12 protein-coding genes and 2 tRNA genes are annotated in these 15,608 nt (G+C 68.9%); 9 read left to right on the plus strand and 5 right to left on the minus strand.

All coding sequences use genetic code 11. From position 1 onward, the window contains the following. Nucleotides 1–243: 243 nt before the first annotated feature. A complete protein-coding gene (locus HZS54_RS09590) occupies nt 244–2,571 on the minus strand; it encodes a DEAD/DEAH box helicase (RefSeq protein WP_179922269.1) in 2,328 nt (775 codons plus the stop codon). A gap of 140 nt (nt 2,572–2,711) precedes the next feature. Continuing rightward, nucleotides 2,712–5,255: an integrin alpha gene (locus HZS54_RS09595; protein WP_179922271.1), complete on the minus strand. Its 2,544-nt coding sequence runs from the start codon at nt 5,253–5,255 to the stop codon at nt 2,712–2,714. Between the two features lie 426 nt (nt 5,256–5,681). Between HZS54_RS09595 and HZS54_RS09600 the strand changes: the two genes are divergently transcribed. The 3 genes from HZS54_RS09600 (at nt 5,682) to HZS54_RS09610 (ending at nt 7,178) form a co-directional block, all read left to right on the plus strand. Further along, nucleotides 5,682–6,053, plus strand: coding sequence for a cupin domain-containing protein (locus HZS54_RS09600; RefSeq protein ID WP_179922273.1), 372 nt, complete (start codon nt 5,682–5,684; stop codon nt 6,051–6,053). 341 nt (nt 6,054–6,394) lie between these two features. Then, entirely contained in the window at nt 6,395–6,976 is a 582-nt protein-coding gene (locus HZS54_RS09605; RefSeq protein WP_179922275.1) for an FxsA family protein, read from the plus strand. Between the two features lie 128 nt (nt 6,977–7,104). Next, nucleotides 7,105–7,178: transfer RNA gene (locus HZS54_RS09610), tRNA-Ile, on the plus strand. Nucleotides 7,179–7,276: 98 nt separating this feature from the next. On the opposite strand, the gene HZS54_RS09615 is transcribed toward HZS54_RS09610, so the two are convergent. Both HZS54_RS09615 and HZS54_RS09620 read right to left on the minus strand, forming a co-directional pair. Continuing rightward, on the minus strand, nt 7,277–7,822 hold the full coding sequence (locus tag HZS54_RS09615) for a type IV pilin domain-containing protein (RefSeq protein ID WP_179922277.1): 546 nt from the start codon (nt 7,820–7,822) through the stop codon (nt 7,277–7,279). A gap of 216 nt (nt 7,823–8,038) precedes the next feature. Then, the gene (locus HZS54_RS09620) at nt 8,039–8,608 is read right to left on the minus strand and encodes a type IV pilin domain-containing protein (RefSeq protein WP_179922279.1); all 570 of its coding nucleotides are present in this window, start codon (nt 8,606–8,608) and stop codon (nt 8,039–8,041) included. Between the two features lie 441 nt (nt 8,609–9,049). Here HZS54_RS09620 and HZS54_RS09625 point away from each other — a divergent pair, with 441 nt between their 5' ends. The 3 genes from HZS54_RS09625 to HZS54_RS09635 all read left to right on the plus strand — a co-directional run bounded on the left by HZS54_RS09625 (nt 9,050) and on the right by HZS54_RS09635 (nt 10,284). Beyond that, complete coding sequence (locus tag HZS54_RS09625; protein WP_179922281.1) at nt 9,050–9,703, plus strand: hypothetical protein; 654 nt, start codon at nt 9,050–9,052, stop codon at nt 9,701–9,703. A gap of 94 nt (nt 9,704–9,797) precedes the next feature. After that, complete coding sequence (locus tag HZS54_RS09630) at nt 9,798–10,043, plus strand: DUF7120 family protein (RefSeq protein WP_006885692.1); 246 nt, start codon at nt 9,798–9,800, stop codon at nt 10,041–10,043. A gap of 166 nt (nt 10,044–10,209) precedes the next feature. Next, nucleotides 10,210–10,284, plus strand: a tRNA-Val gene (locus HZS54_RS09635). 349 nt (nt 10,285–10,633) lie between these two features. On the opposite strand, the gene thsA is transcribed toward HZS54_RS09635, so the two are convergent. Next, on the minus strand, nt 10,634–12,190 hold the full coding sequence (gene thsA / locus HZS54_RS09640) for a thermosome subunit alpha (RefSeq protein ID WP_179922283.1): 1,557 nt from the start codon (nt 12,188–12,190) through the stop codon (nt 10,634–10,636). Nucleotides 12,191–12,957: 767 nt separating this feature from the next. On the opposite strand from thsA, the gene HZS54_RS09645 reads away from it, so the two are divergent. The 3 genes from HZS54_RS09645 (at nt 12,958) to HZS54_RS09655 (ending at nt 15,606) form a co-directional block, all read left to right on the plus strand. Continuing rightward, nucleotides 12,958–13,359: a hypothetical protein gene (locus HZS54_RS09645; protein ID WP_179922285.1), complete on the plus strand. Its 402-nt coding sequence runs from the start codon at nt 12,958–12,960 to the stop codon at nt 13,357–13,359. 89 nt (nt 13,360–13,448) lie between these two features. Then, a complete protein-coding gene (locus HZS54_RS09650; protein WP_179922287.1) occupies nt 13,449–14,270 on the plus strand; it encodes an amidohydrolase family protein in 822 nt (273 codons plus the stop codon). A 79-nt stretch (nt 14,271–14,349) separates the two neighbouring features. After that, nucleotides 14,350–15,606, plus strand: coding sequence for a glycosyltransferase family 87 protein (locus HZS54_RS09655; RefSeq protein ID WP_179922289.1), 1,257 nt, complete (start codon nt 14,350–14,352; stop codon nt 15,604–15,606). Nucleotides 15,607–15,608: the final 2 nt, after the last annotated feature.

Below are 15,608 nucleotides of genomic sequence, written 5' to 3' on the forward strand. Positions count from 1 at the left end.
GTCGCTTCGAAACCCCCGAAATCCCCTCACACAGGCCCGATTCACGTGAGCCGCCGGATGGAACGAAACGATCGAAACGGACGATCGAACGTCCGCAACGACCGAAACGGTCCGACTGCCGACCGTTTCGAGACGGGGGTCACACGCCGCGCGAGTCCGGCGGCTCGGCAGGTAGTGTCAATCGGCTCGGAAGATGGCGTCGGAAGCTCGCAGAACAGCGCGCGCTGACGGGGTCGACGGCCGCTACGCGACGAGCGCGGCGAGCAGGTCCGCGGCCAGCGCCTTCTCCAGGGGGTCGTTGGCGTTGCCGCAGTGGGGCGACTGGACGCAGGCCGGACAGCCCGACTCGCAGGGGCAGTCACGGAGCATCCCGAGGGTGCGCTCCATCAGGTCGACGACCGTCTCGTAGGCGCGCTCGGTCAGCCCGACGCCGCCGGGGTAGCCGTCGTAGACGAAGATCGTCGCGCAGTCGGTGTGGGGGTGCAGCGGCGTCGACAGCCCGCCCACGTCCCGGCGGTCACAGAGGAAGGACAGGGGGAACAGCGAGATCATCCCGTGCTCGGCGGCGTGGATCGCCCCCGGGAACGCGTCGGGGCCGTCGCCCGCGACCCGGATATCGGTCTCAACCGCCTCGGGGACCGTGAAGTAGAGCGCCTCCGTTTCGAGGGTGGTCTCGGGCAGGTCCAGCGACTCCTGCCCGATCGGCTCGCCGCTCTGTCGGTCGTAGCGCTCGAAACCCGTGATCTGCTTGCGCATGCTCACGTCGGCGAAGCGGACCGTCACGTCGTCGTGCGTCGGCAGGACCTGCTCGCGACGGTCCTCCTCCACGGTGATCGTCTTGTCGTGGAGCACCTGCGTGTAGTAGTCCGGACGCACGGGCGCCAGATCCGCCACGTCCGAACGCAGGTCCAGATCGACCACCTCGTAGTCCTGGCCCTGGTGGTGGTAGACGGCGCCCGGATGGGCGTCCCGGAGCGCGTCGGCGAACGAGAGCTGTGCGATCCGGTTGCCGTTGCGCCGGTCGCGCAGCTGGACCTCGCGGTCGCCGACGGTCCGCAGGCTCATCTCGTGCTGGGGGCTCCCCTCGCCCGAGTAGAGCCAGCGCAGGCCCGCGTCGGTCGACCGCCGGTCGAGGTCGCCCGCGTCGGTCAGGTCGGCGACGATATCGGGGAACCGGTCGCCGAAGTGGTCGTCATCGTCGGGTTTCAGCCACGTCTCGCGGGCGCCCGCGAGGACGTGGTCGGGCACGAGGTGTTCGTTCTCGGGGTTGGAGATCGCTTCCTCCGGTTCCTCGTCGAAGAAGTCCCGGGGGTGGGACATCAGGTACTGGTCGAGCTGGTCCTCGCCGGCGACCATCGCCACGAGCGACGGGTCGGTCCCCCGCCCCGCCCGGCCGCCCTGCTGGAACGCGGCCATCCGCGTGCCGGGGTAGCCGTCGAGCAGGACCGCGTCGAGGCCGCCGATGTCGACACCGAGTTCGAGCGCGTTCGTCGACCAGACCCCCCGCACCTCCCCGGAGTCGAGACCGTCCTCGATCTCGCCGCGACGCTCGTCGGTGAGCGCGGCCTGGTAGGCTTCGATCGACCGCGCGATGTCGTGTTCGCCGCGGTCGCGCAGGTCGCTCGCGCTGTCGGTCGCGTAGCGCTCGGCGACCTGCCGGGACTGCGTGAAGACGACCGTCTGGTGGCCCTTCGAGACGAGGTCGACGAACAGCCGCTTGGTCTCGACGTGGTTCGACCGCCGTCGGCCGCTCCCGAACCCCTCGCCGTCGCCGTACTCCGGCGGGTTCCAGCAGATCCAGTGGGTCGGCCCCGTCGCGCTGGTGTCCTCGGTCACGAGGTCGAACGAGTCGACCGGCTGGCCGGTCACCGTCGCCGCGTGGTCGACGGGGTTGCCGATCGTCGCCGAGCAGCAGACCCAGTCGGGGTCGGCGTCGAACCGCTCGCAGAGACGTTGCAGGCGGCGAAAGACGAGCGAGACGTGGCTACCGAACACGCCGCGGTACTCGTGGACCTCGTCGATGACCACGGTCTCCAGGCGCTCGAAGAACCAGTCCCACAGCCGGTGGCCGTGGGGCATGATCCCGTAGTGGAGCATATCGGGCGTCGTCAGCAGCACGGTGGGCTGGCGGTCGCGGATGGCCTCCTTCTCTTTGCGGTCCTGGCGGCCGGTGTACTGCGCGACGGAGACGCCAGAGGCGAAGCCCAGACCGTGCGCGAGGTCGGAGAGCGTCTCCTCCTGGTCGTTGATGAGCGCGACCTGCGGCGCGACGTAGAGCGTCGTCGCCCGCTCGTCGAGCGCCCGTTCGAAGGCGGGGACGGTGTAGCCGACCGACTTCCCGCTGGCCGTCGGCGTCGCGAGGACGACGTTGTCGCCCTCCCGGACGGCCGAGACGGCTCGTGCCTGGTGGTCGTACAGCCGCTCGATCCCCTCTGATTCGAGCGCACTCGCCAGTCGCGAGTCGAGATCCACGTCGGCGAAGGTGGCTTCGCGACCGGGCATCGTCCGCCGCTCGGTGATCTGGCCCTCGTAGTAGGGGCGGCCCTGCAGCCAGCGGATCGTCTCGTCCACGTTACCCTCACTCGGCGGCGACGGGGCAAATCGGTTGCGCCTCATGCGTTCCCGCGGTTGTGACTCGTCGCCATCGTTCGCTGGTCGCCCACGGGTGCGAAAAAAGTGCGGTCGAAGGTGCTGCTCCCGCTACCGCTCGATCACTCGTCCGTCCGGAGCTTGTTGCTCGCGAGGACGACCATCGAGAGGCCCATCATCGCGAAGAAGGGGACGGGGAACAGCGGCGACCGGGACATCGTCTCCAGCGCGGTGGCGTCGCCGGCGGGCGCGTTGCCCGCGCCGCTGTCGTCGGGCGTCGCGGTCGGCGTCGGCGTGTCGACGTCGGCGTTGTCGGGGAACGCCTTGGCGGCGCCGTCGTCGAGTTCACCCGCGGTGAACCGCAGGTCGGTCTGGCCCGCGGCGCAGGGCTCGCTCGCCGAGCGTGCGCCGGTCACTTCGCTCCCCTCGCCGGCCTCGATCTCCCCGGGGCTCCCGGAGACCTCGTAGAGGGCGCCGCCGGCCTGGTGGACGACCGAGACCGGAGCGGGGCCGCTCCCGCCCTCGTCGTACTCGGCCGCGACCGGCTCACCGGCGTCGTTCTCGGCGATGTCCGAGAAGATGATCACCCGCCGCTCGGTCTGGTCCGAGTCGAAACAGAACGCGAGGAAGCCGATCGTCTCCTCGGCGGGCTCCGGCGTCTGCGTCGGAGTCGCCGTCGGCGTCGGCGTCTCGGTGTCGTCGGGCGCCTCGCCGTCGTCCGGCGTGTCAGTTCCCGGCGGCGCCTCCGTGGGCGTCTCGGTGTCGTCCGGAGCCTCGGTTTCGTCCGGCGTGTCAGTTCCCGGTGGCGTCTCGGTGTCGTTCGGCGCGTCCGTCGGCGTTTCCGCCCCGGGCGGTGCTTCCGTCGGAGTGGCGGTCGGAGTCGCGGTTTCGTCGGCCGTCCCGGTGGCGGTCGGCGTGGCCGTCGCCGTCACGGTCGGCGTAGCCGTCTCGGTCGGCGTGACCGTCTCGGTGGCCGTCGCCGTTTCGGTCGCCGTCGGAGTTTCGGTCGGCGTGTCCGTCGCCGTCGGCGTGTCGGTCGGCTCGACGGCTTCGCAACCGCTGATGGCGACGTAGGCGGCGCCGGCGTCGGTGCGGTTCAGCGAGTCGTTCAGCGGCGCGCCGACGACCACGTCGGCGAAGCCGTCGCCGTCGAAGTCACCCGAGCCGACGGCGTACCCGGCGTAGTCCCCCGCGCCGGCGCCGACGAACGTCGTCGACGCCGCCGAGAGGTTCGCCTCGCTCGGGAGCGATTCGTCACCGGCGACCAGATACGCGGCGCCGGCGTTCGTCCCCGTCGAGTCGTTCAGCGGCGCGCCGACCAGTACGTCGGCGACGCCGTCGCAGGTCACGCCGTCGTCGCCGGTGTCGGCCACCGACCAGCCGGCCCGGTCGAAGGCCTCGGCGCCCGCCAGCCGCACGTCCGCGTCGGCGAGCGACGACTCGCCGTCGAGGTCGTCGTCACCGTAGACGACGTAGGCGGCGCCGGCGTTCGTCCGGTTCTGCGAGTCGTTGTACGGCGCGCCGACGACCACGTCGGCGTAGCCGTCGTCGTTCACGTCACCGGCGGCGGAGACGGCGTACCCCGCGCGGTCGCCCTCGGACTCGCCGACGAAGGTGGCGGTCGCGTCGGCGAGCGAGACCGTCCCCTCGCTGGAGCCGTTCGCGACGTACGCCGCGCCGGCGAAGGTGCGCCGCTCGTCCTCGTCGTCGTCACCGTCGGCGGCGCTGGCGTTGTACAGCGGCGCGCCGACGAGCACCTCGGCGACGCCGTCGTCGTTCACGTCGCCGGCCGGTGCGACCGACCAGCCGGCGTTGCTCCCCGCGCGTTCGCCGACGAACGTCGCCGTCGCGTCCGAGAGGTTCACGTCGCCGTCGGCGACGGACTCGCCGTCGACGACGTAGGCGGCGCCGGTGTCGTTGCCGTCGTCGGTGTCGACCCCCGGCGCGCCGACGAGCACGGCACTCGCGTTGGCGTTCGCGTTGTCGTCGGCGTCGTCGCTCGTGTTCGTTCGTTCGAGCGCCGACACGTCGTAGCCGGCGAAGGCGTTGGCCTCGGCGCCGGTCAGCACCGCGTCGGCCTCGGAGAGGTTCATCGTCGCCGGCATCGACTCGTCGCCGTAGACGACGTAGGCGGCGCCCGCGTTGACCGCGGTGCTGTCGTTGTACGGCGCGCCGACGACCACGTCGGCGTAGCCGTCGTCGTTCACGTCACCGGCGGTCGACACGGACCACCCCGCCAGGTCGTTGTTGTCGGCACCGCGCAGTACCACGTCGGCCTGGCTGAGGTTCACCGACGACTCGTTGGCCGGGCCGTAGACGATGTAGGCCGCGCCCGTGTTCGGCCCGGCCGACCCGTTGCGCGGCGCCCCGACGATCAGGTCGTCGACGCCGTCGCCGTTCACGTCGCCGGCCGACGCGACCGACCAGCCGGCCGTGTCGTTGGCCGCCCCGCCGCGGAGGGTCGCGTTCGCGGCGGAGAGGTTCACCGTCTCCGGATAGGCGTCGGGCGATTCCTGGACCGCTCCGGCGGCCGGGTCACCGTCCGACTGACCGGGAACGAGCGCCGCCGCGCCGACGGCGACGGTGCTCGCGAGCAACACCACGACGATCGCGACTACGAGGGCTCTCCCCCGTGTCGATTCGGGACCGAGTACTGAGTCGAGCATTCCACCGGAGTCACGGCCACCGCGGTCGTTGTTATTCAGCGGCCACTGCGAGTAACCCCGTCCCGGCCTCCGGACAACGCCGCGTTACCTCCGCCGCGGGCGGACGCGACGACCGCGCTCGCGTCGACAGCCGTCGGAAACCGAACCATTGCTCGGCAGGAGACGGGCGCGATCGCCCGACGCGACGGTAGGCCGATTCAGTGTCCGGAAAGTCGATATTTGTCGGTGCCGTCCGGCGGTTTCGGAACCGGCGACCGCCGGCGAGCCGCCGTCGACCGCGTCCGACAACCTCGACTTTGTCCCGCGCCCCGCGGGACGTGTCAGCCCTATCGACGTACGGCCCCGGGCCGGCGGCCGGCGGGAGCGCACTGCGACTCGGTCGGCGCCCGGCGGACACTTACCTTCCGTCCGTCCGACGGGTCGGACATGGGTTATCACGTCGTTGACCCCGACGAACTGGAACCGGAGCCCGACCGGCCGTCCGAGATGCGGTACGTCAGCGAGGCCGCGGGGATGGAGCGGCTGGGGCTGCGGACCTACACCGTCGAACCGGGCGAGGAGATCCCCCTCTCGGGCATGCACTACCACGACGAACAGGAGGAGGCCTTCTACGTGCTATCGGGAACGCTCGGCGTCGAGACGCCCGAGGAGACGTATCGCGTCGAGGCCGGCCAGTTCTTCGTCGCCGAACCGGGGAGCCCCCATCGGGCCCACGTCGCGGACGGGGCGGACGGGGCAGCCCGCGTGATCGGCATCGGCGCGCCGCCGGTCAACGACGGGCACGCCTACGACGGCTGAGCGATCCGAGTGGAGCGTGCCCAGCGACGACGGTCGGTACGAGTGGTGTCGGTAGCGGTGTGGCAGTTGCGGTGGCGCGTGCTGTCGAGCGCGCCCGCCTCGTGGCGGGCCGCTCGAAACAGTTGCGCGAGGTCTGCGAGAGCTGTGCTCTCGCCCGATCCTGAAAACCGGAGATTTTCGGAGACAGCGACCGCGAACACGGAGAGGGCGCTCACCGCTCACTGCCGGCTGCGGTAATCACGACGGAGACGACGGGAGAGACCGACATAGCGAGACCGAGACCTCGAAGTCCGGATACGTCGCCTCGAAAAGTGTTTGAGGCGTCGGTGACAAGTCGGGGTATGCTCCGGTACGTGGGGTTGCTGTTGCTGGTGCCGCTGCTGGACTCGCTGTTCCTCGTCTTCGTCGCGACCCAGATCGGCGCCCCGCTGACGATCCTGCTCGTCGTCCTGACCGCCCTCCTGGGACTGCTGCTCGTCCGCGCCGAGAGCCGCCACACGATCCGCAAGATACAGCAGAAGCTCGCCGTCGGCGAACTCCCGACGAACGAACTGCTCGACGGCGCCTTCCTGCTCGTCGCCGGCGCGCTGACGCTCACGCCCGGCCTGGTGACGGACGCCATCGGCATCCTGCTGCTCGTCCCGTTCACCCGCGCACCCGTTCGCTGGTTCGTCCGCGAGAAGATACTCGTCCCCTACATGGACAAGAAAAGCGGCGGGTTCGCCACGGGGAACGTCTACATCGGCGGCCTCCCGTTCGGCGGCGACGGCGGTCCCGACTTCGGCGGACAGGGCCCGAACGTCGGGGGTCAGGGCCCCGGCCCCGCTGGTCCTTCCGACGGCGACGCCTACGACCTCGACGAGGACGCCTACGACATCGACTTCGAGGACGGCGACCGCGACGACCGCCGCGGGTTCGACTGAGCAGTGACCGCCGCCTCGACGGACCACCCTGTGGGACGGTACCACAGAACCGCCACACGGCGGGGCTATCGAGGCCGAAGGGTAACTGTTAAAGTCCCCCATCGGGAACGTATGGATGCGTTCAGCACGGGCCAATAGCTCAGTTAGGTTGAGCGCTCGGCTGATAACCGGGAGGTCCGCGGTTCAAATCCGCGTTGGCCCACTCAGTTTCTCCACGCTCGGTAGCCGACAGAGAGCTGTCGGCTTCCAGTGTAGTGCCCGAATCGACGGCGAACCGTCGGCAGAAAGTGACTGTCGCGGTCAGGCGCCGGGGCCCTCGGCGGTGTAGACGACCGACGACGACTCGTCGTGCGGCGAGCGATACACCAGCGTCAGCTCGTAGTCGCGGTCGACGGGGACGTTGATCGAATCTTCGGTGACGAGTCGGCTCTCCGCGCCGGAGGTTCGGTCGGCGGGCCAGAACCCGGTCTCGTTGACGTGGAGCCGCACGGTTCGGCCGTCCTCGTAGAACTCGTCCTGTACGTCCAGCGAGTCCGACGACTGCAGGTTCCCGTGAGCGGTGTCGGAGGCGTTGAAGCCCGACCCGCGGACGTACAGCGCGTCGAAGGCGATCGAGTCGCCGCCCTGGTGAGCGATCGTCGCGTAGCCCGACCCGGCGTGGTCGGGGACCGACGTGTACTCGTCTTCGAAGCTCGTCGTCGGTGTCTGCGGCCCGGTCTGGTTCCCGTACCCGAGGACGAGCGACGCGATGACGGCCGACAGGATCACCGTGATCGCGACCATCAGGATGACGCCGATGACCGGCGACACCGCGTCGTCGTCCGAGAGAAGCCCGTTGATGTGCATGTATCCACCAGCACCCGCGCCGTTGCGCAGTGCTATCGGGATACTTCTCGGTTACGTACATAAGTCCACGACGCCGTTTTCGCGCGTACCGGCCGCTCAGGCGACATTTATCGCGTTCAAGCGGGGCTTGGAGTTCCGTAGCGACGGGACGGGCGGTTCTCGATAGTGAGAGCCGTGGCTACGCGGTGTGATAAAACGGAAAGAGAGTGACCCGAATTAGGCGTCGGGGCCTTCCTGCTCGTTCAGGGTCGAGGAGGTGTCGCCCTCCTGAGCCTGGTAGACGACGCTGACTTCGTAGTCCGAGCTGACGTAGGCGTTCGCACGGTCGCCCGAGACGATGGCACTGTCGTCGCCGCTCTTGGTGCCGTTCCAGAGGCCGGTGTCGACGTGATCAATCTGGCTACCGCCGTTGCTGACGATGTAGTCCTCCAAGTCCGCACCCACAGCAGCCGACCCTTCAAACGGATCTCCTGGAGCATAGTGCTCCCCACTCGAATTGAATCCGCTCCCACGCACGTACAGTTCCTGATCCGAGATGGAGTCACCACCGTCGTGAGAGATGCTCAGAACGCCCCAGTTGCTGCTGTCACTTCCGGAGTTCTCGTCGATCTGCTCGTAGTCGAAGCCGATGGTTGCAGTCGGTGCGCCCTGCTGTGCCTGATTCCCGAGACCGAGGACGAACGACGCGATGACGGCCGCGAGGATGACCGTGATCGCGACCATCAGGATGACGCCGATAACCGGCGACACCGCGTCGTCGTCGTCGAAGAGTTGCTTGATGTCCATGTGTATTCACCGCATCTCTTCTGGCGCGCTGACACGCACACCCCTGCGAGATGCTACCCGAGTAATCCCGGCTTACCCACATAAACCCGGGGTTGCGTTTTCCCCAGACCGCCCGTTCAACCGGAGGTTTCGCCGTTCAAGCCCGGGTTGAACGGCAGTAACGAACTCTGAAAACGGCCTCGAAAACCGCTAAAACTGCCGACATAGCTATTTAGCGACCATTCTCGCGCGAAGTATTCGATGGCTAACTGGAAACGGGTGCTATCCGGTTCGGGCCGCGCCATGCCCGCCGCGGTAGCCAGTCCCGAACGCGCGCAGTCCCCTGCTCGGTCGGGTGGCGGTAGCGCGACCATATCCGCGCGGGCGACTCGCCGACCGCGGCCGCTCGCTCGTGTGGTAGTGGTCGACACATATTTGTAATGGAAGACGGTATCTGGCCCCATGGCTCGAACACGTCGTGCAGTCCTGGCAATGGGTGCAGCAAGTCTCTCGGCGCTCGCAGGGTGTGGAAACGGCGGCGGTGGAGGCGGCGGCGGTGGGGGCGGTGGCGGGGGCGGCGGTGGCGGCGGGGGCGGCGGCGGTAACTCGGGTCCGTTCCCGGAGAACACCGACGTTACCGATATCTTCGAGGAGATCGAGGAGACCATCGAGATCCCCGCGGGGGAACACAAGGCGTACGAACTCTCCTTCCCGAACGGCGGCGCCCTCAAGTACAACTTCACCGTTACGAGCGGCCCGGCGATCGACGTGCTGATGATCCGCGACGGCGAGTTCAGCTACTTCGAGCAGGGACACCAGGTCAACTACAACTCCGCGCACACGGTTCAGGAGAACATGGAGGGGTCCTCGTCGGCCGGGATCAGCGAGGGGACGTACTTCCTCACCTTCGACAACTCCGAGATGGGGCGTGCCCAGCCGCCGACGCCCGAACCGACGCCGACGGCGACCCCTGAACCGACCGATTCGGCGGGCGGGGACTCGACGGAGTCGGAGTCGACCGACTCGATGAGCGGCGAGTCGGAGTCGACCGACTCCTCCGGCGGCGCGAGCGGCGCGACTGCCACAGTCGAACTGTCGATCACCGCCGGCCAGTAACGCGACCGACACTACCCGGGTACGGACGGGTTCGATCCGCGCCCAGAGCCCAAATACTCAAAACACTTCACTCCCGAGTGTAAACCGACAACTCATGCCCACCGTCGAAGTATCACTTCCGGAGGACGTATTCACGAAGCTCGAACGCATGACCGAGGAGGAGTTCGTCAGCCGCGAGGCCGCCGTCGAGGAACTGCTCTCGATGGGGCTGGACGCCTACACCCGCGACACCGGCGAGGAGGTCGCCGAGACCGACATGGCCGACGAGTTCGCCGACGACATGTGGGACACCGCCGAGGACCCTGGGATGCGCGAAGAGGACGACGACTTCTCGTTCTGAGGGCCGTGCCGGGGTCGCTCCCACCGGCCGGGCCCGATCGTCCGCGCCCGGTTCGACTACCAGCGGGACTCGGGTGCCCTCCCGCGGATCGACCCCTCGCTCGCGGGCCGTCTTCGAAACCTTCAATTATCCCTGTCCTCAACTCGAGAGTGTAGCAGGCAAGCGCGGGTTGGTGGTCTAGGTTGGTTATGACACCTCCTTGACATGGAGGAGGCCGGCGGTTCAAATCCGCCCCAACCCATTTCTTACAGGGCCGGTCGGTGAGTTGTTACTGTGCTTTCATAGCCGCCCGCTCGGATGGCACGAGAGATCCGGTCCTGTGAACGCAGTACAGCAAACGACGAACACGCGCTGGATGCTCCAAGCCCGTCCCGGCTATCCCTTTCTGAGAGAGCTTCGACCTGACGAGGGTTCGTCTGGAACCATGCTCGAAACCGAGCACTGAGAGCGTCTCTGGTCCGTTCACAGTTCAGTGTTTCCGTCGACCCTCGATCCCCCGGGGGTCGATGGAGACGGAGTCACGACTGGTCGGTGTCAGAGTCCGTCGAAAGAATTGTCGAGGGGTGAACTCGGAGAGTCGGGTCGCGTGGTTAGCTCGCGGAGATGACGTCGTCGATGCGGACGATCATCGTCGCGGCCTCGGCGGCGGACTCGACGGCCTCGTCCTTGACGGCGACGGGGTCGAGAACGCCCAGTTCGACGGGGTCGTCGATGACGCCGGTCTGGCCCTCGGAGATGATGCCGGCGATGCCCTCGCTCTCGTACTCGGCGCGGAGGTCGACGAGCGCGTCGATGGGGTCCATACCCGTGTTCTCGGCGAGCGTGCGCGGGAGCACGTCGACGGCGTCGGCGAAGGCCTCGACGGCGAGCTGCTTGCGGCCCTCGACGCTGGCGGCCTCGCTGCGGATGTGGTCGGCGACGGCGATCTCGGTGGCGCCGGCGCCGGGGACGACGCCGCCCTTGTCGAGGGCGGCCGTCACGACGTCGAGCGCGTCGCCGAGGACGCGTTCGAGCTCGTCGGTGACGTGCTCGGTGCCGCCGCGGGCGAAGACGGTGACCGACTGGCCGGCCGCGCCGTCCTCAACGAAGGTGACGTAGTCGTCACCGAACTTCTCGACGCTGATGGAGCCGGCGGAGCCGATGTCGTCGGCTTCGAGCTCCTTGACGCCGGCGGCCCGCGAGAGGCCGGTCGCGTGGGCGAGCTCCTCGCCCTCGTCGTCGCCGACTTCGAAGGCGGCGACGCCGTTCTTCGCGAGGATGGCGGCGACCTGGTCGGCCACGTCGCCGTCGACGAACAGCACGTCGACGCCGAGGTCGAGCACGTGCTCGGCGTAGCCGCGGAGCTCGTTCTCCTCGGCCTCGATGGCGGTGTTGAGGTCGTCGACGCTGGAGACGTTGTACTCGGCGTCGATGGAGGCCTCCTGGACCTCGATGTCGTCGTTGACGAAGGCGATCTGCGGGTCCTCGAAGCTAGTCGGCATGTTGTCGTGGACCGGCTCCTCGTCGACGAGGACGCCGTCGACCAGGCGCGTGGCCGAGGAGGACGAGCCCGTCTGCGTGTAGACGGTGATGTTGTCGCGGACGACGCCGCTGTCGCCGTCGACACGGCGGACGGCGTCGACGACGGTCTCGGCGAGGCGCTCGGCGGAGACGTCGCCGGTGCCCTTGCCCGTCATCGACGAGCGGGCGACGGTCTCCAGCAGGTCGTCGTCGAGCTCCTCGTCGAGCTTGATCTCGTCGATGGCCTCGTGGGCCATCGAGAGCGCGGCGTAGTACCCCTCGACGATGGTCGTCGGGTGGACGTCGTCGTCGAGCAGGTCCTCGGCCTGGCTGAGGAGCTCGCCGGCGAGCACCGCGGCGGTGGTCGTGCCGTCGCCGACCTCGGTCTCCTGGGTCTCGGCGACCTCGGAGATCATCTGCGCGGCCGGGTGCTCGATGTCCATCTCGTCCAGGATGGTCGCGCCGTCGTTCGTGATGACGACGTCGCCGCTGTCGGAGACGAGCATCTTGTCCATGCCGCGCGGACCGAGTGTGGTCCGTACGGACTCGCTGACGGCCTTCCCGGCCGTGATGTTGGAGCTCTGGGCGTCCTTCCCTTGCGTGCGTTCACTGTCCTCGTTGAGGATGAACATCGGCTGTCCACCCATGCGTCGCTGGCCAGATGACATGGTTGAGGTTCATCTATTCATCGTTAGCGGTTCTATATAAAACTTTCCAAGCCACCCCCGCAACCACCGCCAGCGGTGTGTGAGGGGTCACCATTCGTTCGTCCGGGAAGCGTTTAAATAGGATGAGTCGGCGCGGGGTTTGGTCGTCGGATCGAGGCGTGGGAAGTCGGTGAGGGCGGTGCGGTCGGCGCGTGCTGTCGAGCGTGTCCGCCACTCGGCGGACCGCTCGAAACAGTCGCGCGAGGGATTCGCGACTCCTGTGTCGCGAATCGGCTGGGGAGGCTCGTGGTCGTCTGCGGTGCTGTGCGGGGGCGGTCGCTGTTGCGGTCGCGGTGCTGTGCGGTCCCTGGTGTCCGCGCGACAGCGTTCGCGCGGGCTCGGGAGAGCTTGCTCTCCCGGTGGACTGAAAGGGCGAGACGCGCTCGCGCCGGGCGTCGCCTGCGCGGGCTCTATCCGCGCGGTGCGAGGCGCGCAGCGCCTCGAAGCGAACGGCTCTGCCGTGAGCGGGCGGTGCCGAGAGCGCGGATATCCCGCGCAGCGACCGCGAGCGCGGCGAGGGCTTTCAACGCCTGTTCTCAGGAGCGGTGATCACTTCAACTAACGAGCGCGGCGAGAGCTTTCATCGGCTGCCGTCTCCGTCGGACGTAGTCACTCCGAGCGAGCGGTCCCGGTCGTGAACGCACAGAAGAACTACAATGAACGGTCGAATCACGCCATCCGTGTCCGGCCGGCGCCTCCCGTCCTGGGTGTCCGAGACCAACGAGCGACACAGCCGTCGGCTCTGGAACGCCACGATCTGCGCGGCGGTCGCCATCTGGCTGGTGCGGAGCGCGACCGTCTTACCCATGTTCCGGCTGGGACCGCAAATTCCGCTCGTCGTGGTCCCGGGGTCGTTCCCCGTCGAGGGACTTGCGGCCCTCGCGATCGGTCTGGTCGTCGGCTACTACGGATTCGGGCTGGCGAGCTGTATCGGGGTCAACTTCGTCCTCGTCGCGGCGTACGTCGTTCCGCACTCCCGTCCGGGGATATTCGCGGGTCATATGTGGGTACTCGTCGGGGTCTACCTGCTTCTCGCCGGCGTCTACGCGTGCCTCTCGGGAACGGTCGGGTTCGGTCTCGGAAGACTCGCCAGACGGCTCACGGGCTGACCCGACCGCGGCGGGTCCGAACGCCGACCCGACCGTTCGCCCGTTCGCTCCGACAACCGTTTCAACCACCTCCACACATGATAGGGTGAATGCTGGAGCTGGAGCACGGGTTCCGGGTGGTCGACGTACACGCGCGGCTGGAGCCGGACGAGGACCGCTGCCAGCGCGAGGGGCTGGGCGACCCCGAACGGCTGGAGCGGGAGATGCACCAGGCCGGCGTCGTCCGGTCGCTGGTGTTCCCGAGCGCGCGCGACGGCAACTACCTGCCGGCGAACAACGCCGTCGCGCGGATGAGCGTCGGCCGGCCGTTCGTCGCCGTCGCCCGGATCAACGGCGCCCGCGACCCCGCCGACACGACCGCGGCGAAACTCCGGAACCTCACCGCCCGCCGCGGGGACCACCACACCTCTCCCGAGGATGTCGAGCAGTACGCCTATGACGACCGCTTCGTCGGCTTCAAACTCCACCCCGCGCGCGACGGCCTCCCCGACGAGGAGGTGCTGGCGGGGCTGGCCGACGTGGGCCTGCCCACCGTCGTCCACGGCGGGCGCGAGTTCCCGCCGGAGGCCGTCGAGGCCACCCTCCTCGAATACGACTTCCCGGTCGTCCTCGCCCACTTCGGCGGCCACCCGCTCGACCGTGAGCTGATGGAGCGCAGCATCGACCTGCTCGATCACTCCTCGTCGCTGTATCTGGACACGAGCTTCGTCCGCTACCGCGACCCGCTGGAGCGAGCGATCATGGAACATCCCGACCGGGTCTGTTTCGGCAGCGGGTCGCCGGCCGCCCACCCCAACGTCGCGGTCATGGAAGTGCTCACCCTCGACGTGCCCGAGGACGCCATGACCAAGGTCTTCTCGAACAACCCCGGCCGCGTCTTCGACGCGCTCGCGCCCGCCGGCGACGGGTGACCGCCGCGGTCGGTCCCCTCCCCGCGACCGCTGTCACCGATCCGACACGCACAAGCCCCCCGACTGCGCACCGGTGAGCGTGACCGACCGAAGCAGGGAGGCGTCGGCGGTGTTCGCGACCGGTGCGCTCCTCGGGGTCGCGATACTGGTCAACTACGCCGTCAACCGGCCCGGGACGTTCGGGCTCAACTACCGCGTCTACCACGTCGCCGCCGAGGCCGCGCTGGCGGGTCGGGACTTCTACGCCGTCACGCCCGCCGACAGCGGCTATCACTACGTCTATCCGCCCGCCACCGTCCTCGCCTTCCTCCCCTCGGCCCTCGCCGAGAGCTGGGTCCCGGGCTTCCTCGCCATGACGGCCGTCTCCGTCGCCGCCAGCGCCGTCGCCGCGCGACTGCTCGCGGGGTACGTCGAGTCGCTGGGCTACGTCGTGAGCCGCCTCGAACGCGCGCTCCTGTTCGCGTTCCTGCTCGCCTCGGCCGCATCGGCCCCGTCGCTGGGCTACGGCCAGGTGAACCACGCGCTCGCCCTCGCCCTGGTCGCCGGGTTCGTCTGGCTCGCTCGCGGCCGGGAGGCCAGAGCGGGCGTCGCGCTCGCGGTCCCCGCGTTCGTGAAAGTGTTCCCCGCAGTCGTCGGCCTGTGGTTGCTCCGCCGGCGCGCGTGGCGCGCCATCGCGGCCGCGGTCGGGACCGCCGCGAGCCTGTTCGGCCTGGGACTGCTCGTCTTCGGGGTCGACACCACCCGAACGTACGTCACCGCCGCCCTGCTTCCCCAGCGGGAGACGGCCGACTTCGTGGGCGGACTCGCGCCCGGCAAGAGCTTCGTGACGCTCCGTCGGCCGCTATCGGTGCTGTTCCCGAACGTCGACCCGGTCTGGTACGCCGTCGGCGCGGCGGCGCTGCTGGCGCCCGTCCTCGCCGCGCTGTACTACCGCCCGCGGACCGTCACCGACCGCCACGTCGCCGTCCACGGGACGCTCGTCGCGATGGTCCTCGCCTTCCCGTCGCTGCTTTTGTACTACGCCTACACCGCGTTCTCGCTCGTGGTCCTCCTGTACGACCTCCCCGCGGGTCGCGGCCGGCAGCTGTTCGTCGCCGGCGCCCTGCTGGCCAACGTCTCGCTGTCGTACGGCAACCTCCGGGAGACCGTCCGGGCGCTCCCGCTCGGCCCCGCGACCGCGCAGGCGATACTGGACGCCGCGCTCCCGGTGCTCCGCCTCGGGACGCCGGTGCTGTGGGGGAGCCTGCTCACCCTCGCCGGCTGTCTCGTCTACCGCGTCGAGTCCGGCGCGCTGTCGGTCCCCGCGCCGCTCCGCGCGGTCCTCGACACCGAGTAGCC

It is taken from the genome of Halosimplex pelagicum (assembly GCF_013415905.1).
GTDB classification, from domain to species: Archaea; Halobacteriota; Halobacteria; order Halobacteriales; family Haloarculaceae; genus Halosimplex; species Halosimplex pelagicum.

Coding starts and splice junctions, on each gene's coding strand:
- HZS54_RS09595 (WP_179922271.1), bottom strand. CDS start 5,255: ATGCTCGACTCAGTACTCGGTCCCGAATCGACACGGGGGAGAGCCCTC.
- HZS54_RS09600 (WP_179922273.1), top strand. CDS start 5,682: ATGGGTTATCACGTCGTTGACCCCGACGAACTGGAACCGGAGCCCGAC.
- HZS54_RS09605 (WP_179922275.1), top strand. CDS start 6,395: ATGCTCCGGTACGTGGGGTTGCTGTTGCTGGTGCCGCTGCTGGACTCG.
- HZS54_RS09615 (WP_179922277.1), bottom strand. CDS start 7,822: ATGCACATCAACGGGCTTCTCTCGGACGACGACGCGGTGTCGCCGGTC.
- HZS54_RS09620 (WP_179922279.1), bottom strand. CDS start 8,608: ATGGACATCAAGCAACTCTTCGACGACGACGACGCGGTGTCGCCGGTT.
- HZS54_RS09625 (WP_179922281.1), top strand. CDS start 9,050: ATGGCTCGAACACGTCGTGCAGTCCTGGCAATGGGTGCAGCAAGTCTC.
- HZS54_RS09630 (WP_006885692.1), top strand. CDS start 9,798: ATGCCCACCGTCGAAGTATCACTTCCGGAGGACGTATTCACGAAGCTC.
- thsA (WP_179922283.1), bottom strand. CDS start 12,190: ATGGGTGGACAGCCGATGTTCATCCTCAACGAGGACAGTGAACGCACG.
- HZS54_RS09650 (WP_179922287.1), top strand. CDS start 13,449: ATGCTGGAGCTGGAGCACGGGTTCCGGGTGGTCGACGTACACGCGCGG.